Raw genomic sequence first — 17550 nt, 5'->3', positions numbered from 1 at the left:
AATAAAAAGAATTAACACAACATCTTCGCACGTCCATGTTTACGACCTTATTAGGAGCTGGATTATCCGGCGCGGCAAGGATTCTGCTTCCGCCCCGTAATCAAGAACCATCTCACTAACTGCCCGGGGTCCTAATGCCCACCGCCTAGTAAGGGCGACTCCCCGTCATAACATGGAGTAGATCCTTCAATTAACCTGCAATTGCAGCGCAATCCTTCCCATTCCACCCGCGAAATCGCGCTCAGCATCACTCAACCTTATCAGATTTACTCAGATTGCATGTCTGGCATAGCAGTTCCAGATTATTTTCGGTGGAAGACCCGCCCTTAGAGAGAGGTATGATATGATCATAGTGCAGTTCATTCTCGCTTCCACATTTTACGCATCTTCCCTTATCCCTCTTCCAAATTATTTTTCTTAGATCAGTCGGAATACTGTGCCGAACATGACCTTCATAATATTTATCAGGATTTCTCCCTTGCCAAGTGGCTTGACAGCTGGGAGAGCAGAAGTAGTAAGTATCCCTCTTGAATTTGTGGGAAAGAACTCTCTGTGACCAGGGATGATGGTTATTGCACTGAGCACAAAAGTAGTTCTCGGATCTCCAATCTTTTAGGCACTGTTGTCGCCCAAATACAAGGTTATTATCAAAGCTATAATCTTTGCCGAGTTCAAGATTCCAATACAGATATTTTCCGGGATGCCGCTCACCACAGTAGTCACATTTTCGCCGCGGGGTAAATAATTGCATGGCAATCCATATGACAATCCCGAGGAATAGGGCACCTACTATGAAATCAAGCATAAGTATGATCCTGCTAATTCCGTCGCATCTGAGCGCCTTTCTGTTTCACTGCTTCTACTCTATGCCGGCTCACATTCGATCTGCGGATACATCTCATTGCGGTCATCGTTGGGAAAGTTAGCGATGACAACCTTACTACTATTCGCCAAAGCCTGAAAGTAATGGTTTCCTGGCGGCAGGCCCCGCACATCGCCAATAGGGGAATCCATAAGATTGCGCCCTAAATCATGCTTCAGGTCGATCGCGCTTCTATCCACTAGCAGCGGAACCATCTTAAGGTTTGTCATCATCCCCCCCCTCCCATATCCGAATCTCTTGAAATTTGCTCCCCAGGCTGTCCCCTGAGCGCGTTTCTCCCCTGTAGGCACACCCCAGTGCTCCCCTCCGCCGCGGCGGCTAGGTGCCAGGAGCTCGATGCGGGCCAGTTCTGCCCTCCCATCAGCCGGGGTTCCTACTAACTTCCCCCATGCCGGGGTGGCTTGATCTAGGGAACATATTCATCGGGGCGACTGCTCTATTCACTGGGCTCACGGTAATGTTTCTTGCGAAGAATTAGTTGAGCGGCAAGCCATCGCTGGGAGTGTATCAAGCATCATTGAAAGAGATTAGTTTGAGGATTACTTCGAGGGACAATCGCACCATGTACTGGCCACAAGTTCTCAGAAGAGAAAACATGAGATGGCGACCGTTGGAATCAAGGATTGCCATTCAGGGTGATGATTCGTCTTCCTCAGATTTTCTCACGTTGGTTAGAGCGAACAACACACCAGACATATCCATTATTCCAGATGGCGGCTTTTTTGACGGTAGGTACAGGATCAGGGTCAAATTCGACCGAGGATCAGCCATCCAAAAATTCCGAGTTAAAAACTCTATGTTTATCCTGCCAGGCGGTTTGAATACGGAGGTAGAGTAGTTGAGTCGCATGCTCGGGATGGTGTTCTCCGGCGATCGTACTCCTCAATCTCAATCGCCATATCTCTGTCAGCCCCGGCCGAGATCCGGCGAAGTCTATGTATCAGGAGGTAGACGAAAGCGACACCGATTGTGACCATGAAAGTCATTGGACTCATCGGTGGCCTGAGCTGGGAGTCCTCCGCGGAATACTACCGACTCATCAACCAGGAGGTGCACAGCCGCCTGGGGGGCAGCCACTCAGCTAAACTCCTCATGCTGAGTGTCGATTTCCACGAGTTGGAGCTCCTCCAGAACCAGGACCGCTGGGAGGACGCGGCGGCCATCATGGTGGCTGCGGCCCAACAGTTGGAACGGGGTGGCGCCCAGTGCGTCGCCATAGGTTCCAACACCATGCACCGGGCGGTTTCGCAGGTGGAAGCCGTCGTTCCCCTGCCCCTCCTGCACATTGCCGATGCCACGGCGGAGGTGGTGGGCAGGGCCGGCCTCAAACGCGTCGGCCTTCTGGGCACCCGCTACACCATGGAACACGAGTATTACCGTGGCAGGCTGACCTCTCAAGCCGGTTTGGAAGTGCTGATTCCCCCAGCGCAGGACAGAGCGACGCTGCACCGCATCATCTATGAGGAACTGATCCACGGCCGCCTGCTGGACGAATCCCGGCAGGCCTATCTGGCTATCATGGAGCGGTTGGCAAGCCAGGGCGCCGAAGGGATCATCCTGGGGTGCACGGAGATTTCCATGCTGGTGCAGCCGGGGGATGGCGCGGTGCCGCTGTTCGACACCACCGCAATCCACGCCCGGGCACTGGTTGATTGGGCGCTGGCAGCTTGAGCACCCTGCCTTACGAGGCCTTCGCCCGCGAAGTGCGCGCTTGCCGCCTCTGCCAGGGGCGCTATTTCGATCACGAACCACGCCCTGTCTTCCAGGTTGATCCCGCCGCCAGACTCCTCCTGGTGGGCCAGGCCCCGGGTCGCCGGGTGCACGCATCGGGCCAACCCTTCACTGATGTGAGCGGCGACAACCTGCGGCAGTGGCTGGGGGTCTCCCGGGAGCAGTTCTACAACCCCAGCTTCCTGGCCATCCTGCCCACGGCCCTGTGCTACCCCGGCACCGATCCGGGCAAGGGGGACCGGCCACCGCCACCCATCTGCGCACCCACCTGGCACCCGCGCTTTCAGCACTACCTGCACCCCGAGTTGACCCTGCTGGTGGGGCGCTATGCCCAGGCCTACTACCTCCGGACGCGGGAAAGTGTGTCGGCGGTGGTGGCCCGCTGGCGCGAGCTCCTGAAGCAGGGCTACTTCCCGCTGCCCCACCCCTCCCCGCGCAACCGGAAGTGGCTCCAGGACCGGCCCTGGTTTTTCAGCGAATGCCTGCCGGCCCTGCGGGAGACTGTAGCTGCATATCTGCCGGCGGATTAGTATTCCAGGCCGGGTAGAAATCCACTTGTGGGGACAGAAATAGACCCATTAATTATACCTTTTTGTCAGTTGTCAGACGGCCCCGGCCCGGGCTTCGGGCCCTGGCAATCGTACAGCAGCCAGGCGTCCAGCTGTCGTTCCCCCGGAAATTTTTGAAATGGACGCAGCGGTTGGCTCGTGATCCTGGTCACCGGTTATTCCTGCGCCTGTTTTTTTTGTCAGGTCTTGGACAGTCCTCGGGAGAGAATTAACCTAATATGTAAATGTAAATACGGCCGCTATGGTGCCCTAGGGCGACTTATTCATAGTTAGAAGGCTGAGATGAATTGGGGCGCAGTCGGCTATAAAGAGCAAATTGTTTCAGGAATACAGGAGGTCTACAATATGAATACGATAAAACCCAAGACATCTAGTATCTCAAACCACATGATTGTCTCTGCAGGGCTGGTGTTTCTTATGGCAATCAGCGGGGAGGTTATGGCACAGAAGCCGATGGGCACGCCGGCGCCGGGCCTGCACGCTTATACCATGGGCCATGCCATGCGCGCCAATCCCCCCGATTTACTGGGTGGACCACTAACCGTTACGGTATCCCAGGAAAATGGCAGTACGCGATTAGTCCTTCCCGGGCCGCGGTTCCTGGATCCTTCTGTCTTCGGGACCCCGGATAACCCGGTCGGGTTTGATCCGGCGCCCTTTCCGCTGCTGGGAGTTGCACAAGATCTGCGTAAGAGTCTCGATGGGAAATATACTTTTGTGGATCATGCCACCCCGTTCAGTGACTGGCGCGAGGTCGGAGTGGGCAGTGTCAACATGACGGTTGTCGATGCCACCGCTATCGATGGTGACCGAACAAAAGATAAAATTGACTTCGAGGCGACATTCGAGTTACCCGATGGCAATAAGTACCGGGTCACAAGCAATAAGCCACTGGCACACGGCATGGCATTCCCATTCTTTGGCGGCGTCGTGACCAACCACTTAATACATGGAGTTACCGGTATCGGGACCCGCTTGATGCCCACGGAATTCACTTATGTGGCCTTCTGGGGTCTTGGCAATATCTACAGGAATGGAGAGCTGATCAACGAGAATCACATGATCCATGTGATGGTGACGGAGATTGTCCGCGGCGAAGGCTGGAAATTACAGTTTGACGGTGGCATAGGTGACCCGCCCCAAGGAATAACAATGCACCTGATGATCCCGAAATACAAGCCCGTTCCAGGCAAGGGCTTGGTGGAATCGCCGCTGAAAACGATGTTCATGCCCTTCCCATATGTCAAAAAGCACCTCGAAGCGGATACGAAAGCGGCCAAGAAGCTGCCTCGGCGTGAACGCAAGGCACGCCTGGCCGTGCTCAAGGAAATTAAAGCGATGATGGGTCGCACCAAAGAGCACGTAATCCATGCCACCATGGATTTAAAGGAGGGGGATGAAGGCAAGATGTACGGTATGCCGTTCATACATATTATGTTCGGCAATATTGAGATGGAAGCGAGCCGATAAGCATGGAGAGTTCCTTTCCCGGCGGGTAGTCCGGGAGAGGGGTAACAGACCAAAAGCCATTTTTTCGGGCCTGGCTTGATACCTGGTGAACTTTTTCCGGGGGAATCCCGTATTCAGGGCTCATTAGTCACCGGCCATTTTTGAGTCACCTTTCAGCTCGCTGGAGACGGGAACTCCCGGACCTTGCCCGGGACCGATATGTTCTTAATTAGTCGACTTTTATACTTCTTGCCCGCTGTTGGGGTTCTTTTACTCCCGGTATTCTTCGGGCTTCGGGCTTCGGCCCAGGATTTGGCAGCAGGCCAGATCATCAAACTGCGCAGTATCGAGTTCAACCCGGACCGGCTCCTGGTGCAAGCCGGCGATACGCTGACGTTCATCAACCAAGATCCGTTCAAGCACGACGTCTACATTGTCCGCACGGCCAACCCCAACGTGGTGGTATATCCGGCCACCACACTCCTGCCGGGCGATTCGATTGTGATACCTTTCCAGGAACAAGGCCTGTTCACGGTTTACTGCACCATTCACGGCGGGATGAAGGGTAAAATCTCCACGACTGGCTCCTTTGAGTTAACGGAAGAAGAGAAGCGGTTAGTAGCGTCCGTCAAGGTGCTGCCCCCCATCGTGAAAATCGGTGAGACGCTGTTCTGGGACAGAGCCCAGTGCTATCAATGCCACCGCATGGGCGAGCGCGGCGAGGGGCTGCGCGGCCCCGATCTGAGCGATATCGGATTTCGGGCCCGCATCCAGGCTCAGAAGCTAGGCCTGGGCGCGGCGACAGAATACTTGGTCCAGTCGCTCATGGAGCCAGAGGCCTACCTCGTGGAAGGCTACACCAATGCTATGGCGACTGTATACCAGCCCCCCATCGATCTGGATGCGAAAGAGCTCACCGCCGTGATTGCCTATCTCCAGAGTCAGGGCGGAGAGGTCGATACCTGGGCGATTAACCTCAACAATGAGAAACTGGCGACCTTGCCGGCCATGAATCCTTTTCGGCGCGGTGATGCCGAGCGTGGGAAAGCGGCGTTCCAAGAGGTCGGGTGCAACAGCTGCCATACCGTGGGTGCCCAGAAAGCCGTTTCCGTTGGCCCGGATCTGACCCAAATCGGGGCCTACCACAACTGGACCTGGCTAGCCGAGTCGCTAGTGGATCCGAATGCAGAAATCGGCAAAGAGTGGCACTACGCCACCGTCTATCTTGTGCCTGATGAGGATGATGTGTTTGCCTTGGAAGAGACGGTTGAGGGTTTCCTGCGGAAAAACACCGACGCGGAGGTCGAAATCCTGGTGGCGCCAGAGCGCCTCGAACGTCTGCCCAAGGAGCGGGTCACCCGGGTCGAAGTCAGCGAACTTTCCAAAATGCCAACCAATTACGTCGAAATCCTCTCCTTTCAGCAGATGGCGGACTTGATCACTTATCTACAGACCCTGAAAGGGAGTGCCCCCTAAGAAGGCCGAATCCAGGCCAGAACTTTTGAAATTGGGGCAGCGTTGGCGGAATGGCCCATCCCCTGAGCCGCGCCCCGCCTTACGTCCGCAGGTGTTGCGCACATGAACTGCCCGGGGGTGACTCACCGGCCGCAGGGCCAACTTCCGGTCCGAAAGCGATTTCTTTCCGCTGCTCGCCTTGGTAACTTTTCCTGTCAATTTCAGGCTTTAAATATCGGGAGGCCAAGACGATGGCTAAGTTGAACCTGTTTCGCGCCGCGATCCTCAGTGTTGCCCTTGTAGGGGCCGCTTCCTGCTACATGGCGCCCAGTGCTGGCGACGAGGAGATGACCATGCCCGCCGCGGAGGAACCCGCCGCAGAAGAGCCCGCCGCAGTGGAACCCGCTGCAGAGGAGCCCGCCGCAGAGGAGCCCGCCGCAGAGGAAGGTATCATGTTGGAGGATAGCATGGAGTCCGGGCATGACATGGACGAGATGGACGCTGATGACGACATGGAAACCGAGGAGGAATAAAATACTAGCTTGATCCCTGGATTCAATTCAGGGACATTGAACGCCCCCAGCTGGCCTCTCTCCGCACGGACCGGGTCCATCGACGCCAAACATCAAGGCCGTACTGCGCATATGCAGACGGTGCGGCATCCAATAGTGTCAACGTTGACACGCATCAGCGCCACGTGCGGCATCCTGCTCCTGGCAGCGGGTTGTGCGGCCACTGGATCGATCCGGCCCGCTCCCGGAGCTCCCGATTACCTGCTTGCGGAATCAGCCACCCGGGACGTCATACAAGTCCAGTACCTGGGCACCGGCGGCTACCTCTTTCGTCGCGGCGATAACGCGCTCCTCACGGCTCCGCTCTATTCTAACCCCGGCCTGCTCCGCGTCGCTTTTGGCCGGATCGCCCCCCGGACGGCCCGCATTGACCAGCTGCACCCTCACGCCAACGGCGCTGACGTGCAAGCCATTCTGGTTGGGCATGCCCACTATGACCATCTCCTCGACGTGCCTTACATCGCCGCCCGATTTCATCCGCAGGCCACTATTTATGGCAGTGCGTCGGTCGGCCGGATTGTTGTCGCCGCAGATCCGTCTCTGGCTGGCCGGATGCGAGTTCTGGGCCCCGGGCTTGCCCGTGATGGGCAGCCGGGCGAGTGGATTTACCTGGGTGATAGCACCATCCGTTTCATGGCCATCGAGTCGGACCATGGCCCCCATTCCTGGGGCCTGCACTTAATGCAGGGGGAGGTGCGTGGCGGCCTGAAGCATGCCCCCCGCCGATCCTGGGGCTGGCGGGAGGGACAGACCTTGGCCTACCTCATCGACTTTCTCGCCGCTGACGGCCACGTTGATTTCCGGGTGCACTACCAAGACGCCACCAGCCATTTCCCTCTGGGGGCCCCGCCCGAATTTGTTCTAACGGATAGCCACCGTGTCGATCTGGCTATCGTTGCGGTAGGCGCCTGGTTCCAGGTAACGGACTACCCTGGCGCCCTGCTGCAAAGCATGCGGCCTCGCCATGTGATCCTGGGGCATTGGGAGAATTTCTTCCGCTCGGCCCTCAAGCCCCCGCGGGCCCTATTTTACACCACCCGGCTGCGCGCCTTCGTGGACTACATTGACGGGCAGCTCCCGGAGGACAGCCGCTGGCTGGTGCCGCTACCCATGGCGACCTACCTCTTCCCCGTGACGGCAGCGGTTGCCCCGGCGACGCCCTGATGCGGCGCTTGCAGGCCGGCTCAATTGTAGGTGGGCAGGAAGGAGTACTCCCGGGCGTATTCCAGCATTTGCGCACTGAAGTCATCGGGGTAGGAAATCTCCACGTCCACCAGGTCGTCCCCTTTCATCACCGCAGTCAGCCTGGGGTTGATGAACCCGCCGTAGGGGGCGATGCCCAATTTTTCGTAGCGCTCAAGCACTTCCGCGTGCAGCTGGGGGTCGACCTTGACTCCGTAGGTCTCCACGAGCTGCCTGGCGGCTTCGTAGTCGCCCTGTGATTTGATGCGCTGAACTTCGCGCAGCAGACGACCGAATATCGTGCGCAGGCGCTGGTAATCCCTGATGACAAAGTAGGTCCTCCCCTGCTCCACGACCCGCTCGATCACGTTGTCCGCCTGCCCCTTCTCGAACGCCCAGGCCGCCACCAGCTGCCGGTTGCGCATGTGCGTCTGCTCCAGGTTTGCACCCGCTACGATGCGTGTCAGCTGGGTCATGAGGCCGTTGCGGATGTTGCTATCGTAATCTGACCTGCCCACGTCCAGCGACGGCATGACGCCAATCTCGATCAGCTTGGGATCCAGGATGTAGTAGAGGCCCACCAGGTCGGCCCGGGCCTCTTCCAGCACCGCGGCATAGCTCTTCAGCGTTTCCCGTGGCGTTCCCACGCCCGGCTCCAGCTGGCCCGATGCATGGCCGATGACTTCGTGCATGTCCGTGCTCAGGTTGTCCGCCAGAGTGCCCCATTCGTTGGCGCGCCTGATCTCCTCGGCGGAATAGCCGAACTCCTCGAGGAATCCGTTGCCCTTGGCCACTTCGGCGTAGGCATCCATGATATTCCCCAGGCTTACCGACTTGGAGCCGTGCTCTTTCCTGATCCAGCTCGGGTTGGGGAGGTTGATGCCGATGGGTGAATAGGGTGAAGCGTCCCCCACCTCAACGACAACGTTGACGACGTTGGCGGTAATGCCTTTGACATCCGGTTTCTTGTGCGTCTCCATGATGGGGGAGTTGTCCTCAAACCATTGCGCTTCAGCTCCGATGGCGTCGATGCGCCGCGTGGCGTCGGCATCCTTCAGCTGCACCACCGACTCGAATGATCCCCGGTAGCCGAGGGGGTCATCGTACGTTTCGATAAAGCCGCTGATCACATCGATGGGGGCGGACACATCCTGCACCCAGGCGATGCTATAGGCATCGTACTCAGCCAGGTCGCCGGATTTGTAGTAGGCGATGAGCCGTTCCAGAGCCTCCTTCTGCTGGACGTTGCTTGCCACCATGCTGGCCTTTTCCAGCCACAGGGCGATCTGCTCCAGGGCCGCTCCATACATGCCGCCCACCTTCCAGACCCGCTCCTCAATACGGCCATTTATCTTGACCAGCTTGGAATTCAGGCCGTAGGAGATCGGTGTGGCATCGTTCTTGTCGATCAGCCGGCCGTAGAAGGCTTCCACCTCCGCTTGCGTGACGCCTTCGTAAAAGTTCACCGCCGAGGTGGCAATCTGGTCTACGTCGGGCTCGAGGTTCACTTTTTTAGCCGCCACGGTAGGATCGAACAGAATTGGGGCCAGAAACTCAAGCAGCTCCTCCACGGACTGTTCCGCTTTCAGCGGGAGCGACTCCGCCGGCACGGCACGGGCCAGCCCGGCAAAATATTCGCGTGAGAACCCTGGCTCGAGCTTGGTGCTGGCGTAGTGGTGGTGGATGCCGTTGGAAAACCAGACGCGCTTGGCATAAACCATGAAGTTGCCGAAATCCTCATTGGAGCGATCACCATCGTACCCGTTGACAATGGCCTCCAGTGTGCGTCGCACCAGCAAGTTGTACTTGTAGTTCTGATCGTAGTAGATATCGCGCCCCGACAGCGCCGCCTGGTACAGGTAGTAGAGCAGCTTTTTCTGCTCGATGGGCAGCTGCTCAAAGCCGGGCACCCGGTAGCGGGCGATGTACAGATCGGCAAACTGCTCCGTCTGATATTTGAAATCCTGTTCCCTGGACGAGCATCCGGACATGATCAGCAAGCCCAGTGTCGTCGCAATCAGCATCATTTTACGTGCGGTCATCAGCAGGCACCTTTTCATGAGGTTATTTGTCGCCATGATAAGCTGGTTGCAGGGGGCTGAAATGTACGGCTGCCATGAGCTGCTGGCCAGATGCAGGCTCATGCTTGGCGCTAGGCCTTGGCCTTCCCACCGGTCAGCCCGGTCAGTTGTCGCCGCTCCAGCCAGCCCAGAGCGGTATCCACAACCATGGCCAGCACCGCAGCCGGCACGGCCCCGGAGAGGATCATGCGGGGCGAGTTGAACGACAGTCCCTGAACGATAGGCTCCCCCAGTCCGCCGGCTCCAATGAAGGCCGCCAGCGTTGCCGTCCCCACCGATATCACGGCAGCGGTGCGGATCCCCGCAAAGATGACCGGCGCGGCCAGGGGCAGTTCCAGCCACAGCAACCGTCGCCAGCCTTCCAGCCCCAGGCCGGCGGCCACTTCCCGCAGGGCGGGGGAGATGTCCCGGATGCCGGTGTACGTATTGCGGAGAATGGGCAGCAGGCCATATATGAACAGCGCGGCGATGGCTGGCACCACGCCGATGCCCAGCAGCGGGATCATGAATCCCAGCATGGCGATGGACGGGATGGTCTGCACCACCCCTGCCAGGCCCAAAACGATACCCGCCGCGCGCTTGTGGCCCACCAGCATTATGCCTACCGGCACCGCCACGATCACGGCCAGCCCCACGGCGATGCCCATCAGCAGCAGGTGTCTGAGGGTCTGCCTGACCAGCGGGGATCGGCTCGCCCGGCTGTCCGCCGGCCGGTCTGAGACGGATCCAGCCCGCTCCCTGATGAAGGCCGCCACCACCGCTGGGTAGTCATCGGCGGCCAGCGCAACCCGGTGGTTCAGGGCCTGCATTTGCCCGTCACTGATTTGCCCGGCGAAACGGTTGAGCACCGTGGCCAGCTCCGGGTGCCGGGTCAGCGTTGCCTCCCGGATCAGGGGGGCCGCCAGATACTCCGGAAAAAAGTTCCGGTCGTCCTCCAGCACCACCAGGTCGTACCGGGCGATCTCCCCATCGGTGGCGTAGGCGTCCATCACGTCAATTTGACCGGCCTGCAGCGCGTCATAGGCCAGGACGTGTTGGATACCGCGGGCCTCGGTCAACCGCAGGTCGTAGGCCGCCACCATACCCGGATAGCCGTCGACCCGCCGCATGAATTCGTGGGTAAACGCTCCCCGCATCCCTGGCTCCCGGGCCAGCTGGGATAGGGTCGCCAGACCGCGGGCCTCGGCCACGCTGCGCGTCACCACCAGCGCCCAGCTATTATTGAAGCCGAACGGCTCCAGCCAGGTAATACCCCAGCGGCGGCGAAACTTGGCCCGCAGGGAATCCAGCCCCTGGTCGGCGGGATCGGTGGACTTGAGAATCGCCAGGGCGCCGGTGCCGGTATACTCGGGGTACAGGTCGATGGAGCCGGAACTGAGGGCGTTGAAACTGGTGAAGGTGCCCTGCATGCCGAAGCGCCGATCCACCTCCAGGCCGGTCTCGGCCTCGATGAGCTGGGCCATGAGTTCCGCCAGCACATAGGACTCGGTGAACGATTTGCTGCCTATGGTGATCGTCTCCGCCCGCAGCTGCGCAAAGCCCAATCCCAGGATGGCGATAAGCCCCGCTACCAGGTGACGGAACACCCCACAGGGCCGGCGCTGGACGCTTACGCGTCTGGTCCTCACGGCTGTTCTTTCCCACCGCCACTGGGCTTGGCGCCGATGAGTTCGGCGGCCAGCAGGCGGCGAATAAAAGCTGATTCGGGCTGCGCGAGCATGCGCTGGGGGGTGTCCACCTGTTCCAGTCGCCCCGCTACCAGCACCGCCACCCGGTCGGCCAGCCTGAACGCCTCGGCCAGGTCGTGGGTTACCAACAGCGTAGCCACGTTCAATTCCCCCAGGATGCGGAGCAGTTCCTCCTGCAGCTGGGCGCGGGTCAGGGGGTCGAGGGCGCCGAAAGGTTCGTCCATGAGCAGGATGGCAGGCTTCAGCGCCAGTGCGCGTGCGACCCCCACGCGCTGCGCTTCCCCGCCGGACAGCTCGTGTGGATAGCGGCGGCCGTATTCCGCCGGATTGAGTTCCACCAGCGCCAGCAGCTCGTCCACCCGGCGGGCAATCTTGCCCCCGTCCCAACCCGATAGTCGTGGCAATATGCCAACATTTCGAGCCACCGTCCAGTGGGGGAACAGCCCCACCTCCTGAATGACGTAGCCGCTGATCCGGCGCAGCGCCTGCAAGTCCCAGCGCTCCACCGGCCGGCCATTCACCTCCACCCGGCCCGCCGTCGGCATCACCAGTCCGTTCACCATTTTCAGGGCGGTCGTCTTGCCGCCGCCGCTGGGTCCAATGAGCACAACGGTCTCGCCCGCCGCCACCTCCAGGTCCAGGTCCCGGATGATGGGAGCGCCGCCATAGGACATGCTCACCGCTGAGAATTGGATCATGCTGTCGAGTGCACCTAGGGGGTCCTGGCCAGGCGCACCCCGATAAAGCGTTCCCGGGTGCGGGGATAAAACCAGTTGCGGAAGCTGGCCCGCAGCATGGGAGCCTGGCTGGCGAATGAGCCGCCCCGCACCACCCGGTGCTCGCCGTCAAACCACTGCTGGGAGTACTCCGGATAGGGGTACGCCTCAAAGCCGGGGTAGCCGTCAAAGGGGGTGCTGGTCCACTCCCAGATGTTGCCGGTCATGCCGTGCAGGCCGTTGGGCGTGACGTTGCCTGCCTGGCCCACCGGCACGGTCCAGCCCAGCGGCTGACCAAACCGGGCCCGACCGGCATCGGGCGCTTCATCCCCCCACGCATAGGTCCGTTGCCGCCCCCGGTCCGGGTCCCAGGCCGCGGCCACCTCCCACTCGGCCTCAGTGGGCAGCCGCATGCCACGGTAGCGGGCATAGGCTTCCGCTTCATAATAGGCGATGAGCATGACCGGGTGGGCCCGGGGCAGGGCTATTTCGCCGGTGATGGTTTTCTGCCGCCAAGCCCCATCTTCTGCCCGCCAATACAGGGGTTGCACCGCCCCGGTCTGCTGCTTCCATTGCCAGCCCTCCGGGCTCCAAAACTCCTTCCGCCGGTAGCCCGCATCCAGAACGAATTCAAGGAACTCGGCATTGGTGCAGGGGTATTGAGCCAGCAGGAACTCGTCCAGCTGAACCGTGTGTCGCGGCCACTCGTTGTCATACGAGAAGAGCGGATCAGCCCGCATGCGGCCCACGGCGTGCTCACCCGCCGGGACGTGAATTTCGCGGTTCTCGGATGGCGCCTCCGTGGTAACATCCAGGTCATGGCCGGCGGAAAGGTCCAGCTCCAGCATCTGCAGCTGATAGGCGATGGTCTCGACGTGTTGATATTCGTGGGTCACTACGTTCTGAAATACGTAGCCGTCGCGGGTGAGGGGGTTGGCCGCGTCCAGGTCTACCCGCTCCAAAAACTCCAGCGCCAGCTCTCGCACTCTGGTACTGAACGCCAGTACCTCCTCCCGCGGGGGCAGGTCCTCCAGCCGGCTCTGGGGATTCTCCGTTGAGAACAGGTAACACAACTCAGGATCGGGGCAGGCCCCACCTTGGGCCTGCTCGATAATCCAGCGCGACTCATACATGCCCACGTGTCCCAGATGCCACCGCAGGGGGCGAAAGTCGGGGTGCAGCGTCCGGTTGAGGTCTCGGTCTGGCACCCGGTTCCACAGATTCAGTATCAGGTTCCGCGCCGCGGTCAGGTCTCCTTCGATGGCGGTCTTGCGGGGATCGGTCATGACGGAAGTTCGTTTTCGGATTTCAGGTGTCGCCAGGCGAACCCTACGAGTGTCGCCTCGAAGATGTCTCAATTTATTACCCTTTCATCACTTCCGCCACCCTCATAATTTTGGCCGCCCACAAGATGGAGCCCCGGCCAGCTTATGACCCTGCAAACAACCATTTCCGAAGAGCGCTGCACTGTCCAGGTAGTGCCATCAAGCCACCGCCTGGAAACCGTCCACGATGTGGTTCGCAGCGGGCTGGCCCATACGCCCAAGACCCTCCCGGCGTTCCTGCTCTACGATGAGCGCGGCTCAAAACTCTTCGAGGACATCTGCCTGTTGCCGGAGTACTACCTCACGAACTCGGAGCAGGCCATTCTGGATGCCCATGCCGGTGAGATGGCCTCCTATTGCGCCCAACAGCTGCAGCTTATTGAGCTGGGCAGCGGCAGTTCCACCAAGACACGCACATTCCTGAATGCCCTCTACGCCCGTGGGCGGCGCCCGGTTTACAGGCCCATCGACATTTCCCGCTCCATGCTGTACCGCACTGCGCGGCAGCTGGTAAAAGAGTACCCCCAGCTGCAGGTGCACGCCATCGCCAGCGATTACCAGCGGGGACTCGAGGAGGTGGCCCGGCGGCAGGGGCCCCAAAAGGTCTACCTGTTCCTCGGCTCCAACTTGGGCAACTTTTCGCCTACCGAAGCCGTGAGCTTCCTCCAGCAAATCCGAACTACCATGATCCATGAGGACCTGCTGTTTCTGGGGGTTGACCTGGTAAAACCCCTCCCCGTCCTGATGAGCGCCTACGATGATGAACAGGGGGTTACCGCCGAGTTCAGCAGGAACGTTCTGGTGCGCCTCAACCGGGAGCTCCACGCCAACTTCGTACCCGAGCGCTTCCGGCACCTGGCGGTCTGGAATCCTGAAAATCAGGCAGTGGAGATGTACCTCGAAAGCCAGGGCGAGCAGACGGTCTACATCAAGGACCTGGACCAACTTGTCGCCTTCGCCGATGGTGAGACCATTCACACCGAAAGCAGCCACAAATATACCCTCGACAGCCTCACCAGGCTGTGCACGGCAGCCAAGCTCCGGATCCGGCGAACGTGGACCGATCAGCAAGGTTATTTTGCGCTGAACCTCATCAGTCCTGCCCCTGAGAGCTTGGCCTGACCGGCAGCCGGACCCCTCTGCGTCGCCGGCGTTTGACTATCCCCCATCCTTGTCCGTAAGCTCGGGCTCCGGTTTGCGGGCTCTGCCGCGCGCAGCCGGGAGGAGCAATTCACGTGGGCATCACACTGGTTCGGGGCGACATCACGGTGCAGCAGGTGGATGCCATCGTCAACGCAGCCGACCCAACCCTGCTGGGCGGCGGTGGCGTTGACGGCGCCATTCATCGCGCCGCCGGTCCCCGGCTGCTGGAGGAGTGCCGCACGCTGGGCGGCTGCCCGACCGGCGAGGCGCGCATCACATCGGCCTACCGGCTCCCGGCCCGCTTCGTCATCCATACGGTGGGTCCCGTTTGGAACGGTGGCGCGGAGGGTGAGCCGGAGCTGCTGGCCGCCTGCTATGGCAGCGTCATGAAACTGGCAGCCGAACACGGCCTGGCCTCCCTGGCCTTGCCCTCCATCAGCACCGGCGCCTACGGCTTCCCCATCGCTCGCGCGGTTCCCATTGCCGTCGGGACAGTAGCGGGCCTGCTCGCCGCCGCGGGGGCAGGGTCGGCGCTGAGCGAGGTCCGTTTTGTCTGCTTCAGCGCGGGCGTTTTCGATGCTTATGAGCGGGAACTCCAGGCGCGGGGATTCGAACTCGACACACCCCCTTGAGGGCCACACTGCCTCTAGTCGGGCGACATCAGTCAGGAGCTTAACTTTTGGAATACGTACACTTAGGGCGCTCGGGGCTAAAAGTAAGCCGGCTCTGCCTGGGCACCATGAACTTCGGGCCCCAGGCCAGCGAGGCGGACAGCTTTGCCATCCTGGACCAGGCCCTGGAGCTGGGCATCAACTTTATTGATACCGCCAATGTTTATGGTTGGGAAAAGGGTGCGGGCATCACTGAGACCATCATTGGCCGCTGGCTGGCCCAGGGGGGCGGCCGCCGCGAGCAGATCGTGCTGGCCACCAAAGTCTACGGCAGCATGGGCGACGGCCCCAACGACGGCCGGCTGTCGGCCTACCATATCCGCCAGGCCTGCGAACAAAGCCTCCAGCGGTTGCAAACCGACCACATCGACCTCTACCAGCTGCACCACATCGACCGCGGCACGCCCTGGGATGAGGTCTGGCAGGCGCTGCAGCTGCTGGTGCAGGAGGGTAAGGTGCTCTATGTGGGCAGTAGCAATTTTGCCGGCTGGCACATCGCCCAGGCCAACAGCCTCGCGGCCGGTCGGCACTTTCTGGGCCTCGTTTCCGAGCAGAGCCTGTACAATTTGAGTGCCCGTACCATTGAGCTGGAAGTCATCCCAGCCTGCCGCGAGTTTGGTCTGGGCCTGCTTCCATGGAGTCCTCTGGCCGGCGGGCTGCTGGCAGGGCCACCTGGGCCAGCGGCATCCGGCGGGCGGCGGGCCGAGCCCAGACTACAGGAGGCGGTGACCAAGCACACGGCCCAATTGGAGCGCTACGAAAAACTCTGTGGCGAACTGGGCGCGGAGCCCGCCCAGGTGGCTTTGGCCTGGCTGCTCCGTAACCCCACGGTAACCGCCCCCATCATCGGTCCCCGTACACAGGCCCAGCTGGACGGCGCTCTGCAGGCCCTGGAGCTCGAGTTAGACGAACAGGCCCTCGCCTCGCTGGACGATATTTGGCCCGGTCCCGGCGGCCAGGCCCCCGAAGCCTACGCCTGGTAGGCTGGACTCCCCCTCCCCCCGGCGCTCCGCCAAACCCGGCGAGTCGTGTAGCCCTCAGCCTGCGGTGGCCAGCTGCAGGTACACTTGACGGCTGCGGGGACCGTCAGGACCTACCAGGCAACAAGGCACATTTACGGCTCTGGCTCTTTCGCCAGCTCCCAGGCTAGCTCGTCGATTTTGTCCGGAATTGTACTCAAGCTTTCGGTTTTGACGTCAGCTATGGCCATCACCTTGGCGGTATTCGTGTCGATGAGCTTCACAACGACAGAGATGGTATTACCGAACTTTGAGATGGTCCCGGTCACAATGGCTTCCACGCCGTAAACTTTACCGATTTCAGCGGTGGTCTGCTCGTCGAGTGCGCCGGTGAGTCCCAATTCCTGTTCCTCCAGCACCTTCTGAAGCAGGACACGTTCGTAGAGGCTGAAAGTCCCGGTCCTGTAAAGGGATGAGCTCATCCACTCCGCTACGATAGTCCCGGCATCTTCTATACCTAGACTTCCTTTTTCCTGGAATTCCACCACGGCGGTATTCAAAACTTCGGTTCGCAGTTTCACTGTGGGTTCAGACGTGGTCTCGACAAGGTCTGGAATACTTCCCCCCGTTATAAGCTGGACCACCTCAGACACGCCTTTCGTTAAAAGTAGACCAAACTCGCCCCGAAAATCAAGGGGCACTGATACCGTGATTCTGCCTGTCTCTACATCAATCATCCGAATGTCAATGCTGTAAGTGGATCCAAACTTGCTTATTGCACCTACTAACATAAGCTGAGCACCTAGCAACCGGCCGACTTCGATAGCGCATTCGTTAGAGACACAGCCAGTAATTTGCAAGCCCTGCTCCGCAAATAGCGATTCGACTTCCGGAGCCACCGCTGCCCCGCCGCAAAAGCAGTGTTTCAAGTTCCCGCTCAACAGTTTCTGGATCGCCCCCCGCTTGCCGGTTTCGCCAGCCGCCTGCAACTGCTGAGCGATCTTCTGATAAAAATACGGCACGCCGTTGAGCACCGTGGGCTGAGCCAATTGGCAATCGCGCACGATCGTCTCGCGACTTTCGGCCAGCACCAACCGTGTGCCGCCGTAGAGCCAACTGTAGAGGT

At 60.0% G+C, this 17550-nt stretch carries 16 protein-coding genes; 9 read left to right on the top strand and 7 right to left on the bottom strand.

All coding sequences use genetic code 11. The features are described 5' to 3' along the window. Positions 1-247: 247 nt before the first annotated feature. A complete protein-coding gene (locus IH971_07700) occupies positions 248-805 on the bottom strand; it encodes an HNH endonuclease (protein ID MCH7497717.1) in 558 nt (185 codons plus the stop codon). 59 nt (positions 806-864) lie between these two features. After that, positions 865-1092 carry a hypothetical protein gene (locus tag IH971_07695; GenBank protein MCH7497716.1) on the bottom strand — a complete coding sequence of 76 codons (228 nt, stop codon included), beginning with the start codon at positions 1090-1092 and terminating at the stop codon, positions 865-867. Between the two features lie 766 nt (positions 1093-1858). Between IH971_07695 and IH971_07690 the strand changes: the two genes are divergently transcribed. The 6 genes from IH971_07690 (at position 1859) to IH971_07665 (ending at position 7823) form a co-directional block, all read left to right on the top strand. Next, positions 1859-2554 carry an aspartate/glutamate racemase family protein gene (locus IH971_07690; GenBank protein ID MCH7497715.1) on the top strand — a complete coding sequence of 232 codons (696 nt, stop codon included), beginning with the start codon at positions 1859-1861 and terminating at the stop codon, positions 2552-2554. A 5-nt stretch (positions 2555-2559) separates the two neighbouring features. After that, positions 2560-3144: a uracil-DNA glycosylase family protein gene (locus IH971_07685; GenBank protein MCH7497714.1), complete on the top strand. Its 585-nt coding sequence runs from the start codon at positions 2560-2562 to the stop codon at positions 3142-3144. A 321-nt stretch (positions 3145-3465) separates the two neighbouring features. Next, positions 3466-4653 carry a hypothetical protein gene (locus tag IH971_07680; protein MCH7497713.1) on the top strand — a complete coding sequence of 396 codons (1188 nt, stop codon included), beginning with the start codon at positions 3466-3468 and terminating at the stop codon, positions 4651-4653. A gap of 291 nt (positions 4654-4944) precedes the next feature. Next, positions 4945-6108, top strand: coding sequence for a c-type cytochrome (locus IH971_07675; GenBank protein MCH7497712.1), 1164 nt, complete (start codon positions 4945-4947; stop codon positions 6106-6108). A gap of 230 nt (positions 6109-6338) precedes the next feature. Then, positions 6339-6620, top strand: a complete 282-nt coding sequence (locus IH971_07670; protein ID MCH7497711.1) for a hypothetical protein — start codon at positions 6339-6341, stop codon at positions 6618-6620. A gap of 135 nt (positions 6621-6755) precedes the next feature. Then, positions 6756-7823 (top strand): MBL fold metallo-hydrolase, encoded by a 1068-nt coding sequence (locus tag IH971_07665; protein ID MCH7497710.1) that lies wholly within the window; start codon positions 6756-6758, stop codon positions 7821-7823. Between the two features lie 20 nt (positions 7824-7843). Here the strand turns inward: IH971_07665 and IH971_07660 are convergent, their stop codons facing one another. The 4 genes from IH971_07660 to egtB all read right to left on the bottom strand — a co-directional run bounded on the left by IH971_07660 (position 7844) and on the right by egtB (position 13612). After that, a complete protein-coding gene (locus IH971_07660) occupies positions 7844-9901 on the bottom strand; it encodes a dihydrofolate reductase (GenBank protein MCH7497709.1) in 2058 nt (685 codons plus the stop codon). 92 nt (positions 9902-9993) lie between these two features. After that, positions 9994-10731: an ABC transporter permease gene (locus IH971_07655; GenBank protein MCH7497708.1), complete on the bottom strand. Its 738-nt coding sequence runs from the start codon at positions 10729-10731 to the stop codon at positions 9994-9996. Between the two features lie 815 nt (positions 10732-11546). After that, a complete protein-coding gene (locus IH971_07650; GenBank protein MCH7497707.1) occupies positions 11547-12308 on the bottom strand; it encodes an ATP-binding cassette domain-containing protein in 762 nt (253 codons plus the stop codon). 14 nt (positions 12309-12322) lie between these two features. Next, entirely contained in the window at positions 12323-13612 is a 1290-nt protein-coding gene (gene egtB, locus IH971_07645; GenBank protein MCH7497706.1) for an ergothioneine biosynthesis protein EgtB, read from the bottom strand. Between the two features lie 144 nt (positions 13613-13756). Here egtB and egtD point away from each other — a divergent pair, with 144 nt between their 5' ends. From egtD to IH971_07630, 3 genes are all read left to right on the top strand, one after another. Further along, positions 13757-14773 (top strand): L-histidine N(alpha)-methyltransferase, encoded by a 1017-nt coding sequence (egtD, locus tag IH971_07640; protein MCH7497705.1) that lies wholly within the window; start codon positions 13757-13759, stop codon positions 14771-14773. Between the two features lie 119 nt (positions 14774-14892). Beyond that, positions 14893-15426, top strand: coding sequence for an O-acetyl-ADP-ribose deacetylase (locus IH971_07635; GenBank protein ID MCH7497704.1), 534 nt, complete (start codon positions 14893-14895; stop codon positions 15424-15426). A gap of 47 nt (positions 15427-15473) precedes the next feature. Continuing rightward, positions 15474-16448: an aldo/keto reductase gene (locus IH971_07630; GenBank protein ID MCH7497703.1), complete on the top strand. Its 975-nt coding sequence runs from the start codon at positions 15474-15476 to the stop codon at positions 16446-16448. Between the two features lie 131 nt (positions 16449-16579). Here IH971_07630 and IH971_07625 read toward each other — a convergent pair. Beyond that, the coding region (locus IH971_07625; GenBank protein ID MCH7497702.1) for a hypothetical protein at positions 16580-17550 on the bottom strand (971 nt) is incomplete at its 5' end.

The organism is Candidatus Neomarinimicrobiota bacterium (genome assembly GCA_022560655.1).
Classification (GTDB): Bacteria; Fidelibacterota; Marinisomatia; order SCGC-AAA003-L08; family TS1B11; genus JADFSS01.
This window is presented reverse-complemented; position numbering and strand designations above follow the sequence as displayed.

What these genes read in the sequence shown, in the direction of transcription:
- IH971_07700 (MCH7497717.1), bottom strand. Translation starts at nt 805, where the DNA reads ATGCTTGATTTCATAGTAGGTGCCCTATTCCTCGGGATTGTCATATGG.
- IH971_07695 (MCH7497716.1), bottom strand. Translation starts at nt 1,092, where the DNA reads ATGACAAACCTTAAGATGGTTCCGCTGCTAGTGGATAGAAGCGCGATC.
- IH971_07690 (MCH7497715.1), top strand. Translation starts at nt 1,859, where the DNA reads ATGAAAGTCATTGGACTCATCGGTGGCCTGAGCTGGGAGTCCTCCGCG.
- IH971_07680 (MCH7497713.1), top strand. Translation starts at nt 3,466, where the DNA reads ATGAATTGGGGCGCAGTCGGCTATAAAGAGCAAATTGTTTCAGGAATA.
- IH971_07670 (MCH7497711.1), top strand. Translation starts at nt 6,339, where the DNA reads ATGGCTAAGTTGAACCTGTTTCGCGCCGCGATCCTCAGTGTTGCCCTT.
- IH971_07660 (MCH7497709.1), bottom strand. Translation starts at nt 9,901, where the DNA reads ATGAAAAGGTGCCTGCTGATGACCGCACGTAAAATGATGCTGATTGCG.
- IH971_07655 (MCH7497708.1), bottom strand. Translation starts at nt 10,731, where the DNA reads ATGCAGGCCCTGAACCACCGGGTTGCGCTGGCCGCCGATGACTACCCA.
- IH971_07650 (MCH7497707.1), bottom strand. Translation starts at nt 12,308, where the DNA reads ATGATCCAATTCTCAGCGGTGAGCATGTCCTATGGCGGCGCTCCCATC.
- egtB (MCH7497706.1), bottom strand. Translation starts at nt 13,612, where the DNA reads ATGACCGATCCCCGCAAGACCGCCATCGAAGGAGACCTGACCGCGGCG.
- egtD (MCH7497705.1), top strand. Translation starts at nt 13,757, where the DNA reads ATGACCCTGCAAACAACCATTTCCGAAGAGCGCTGCACTGTCCAGGTA.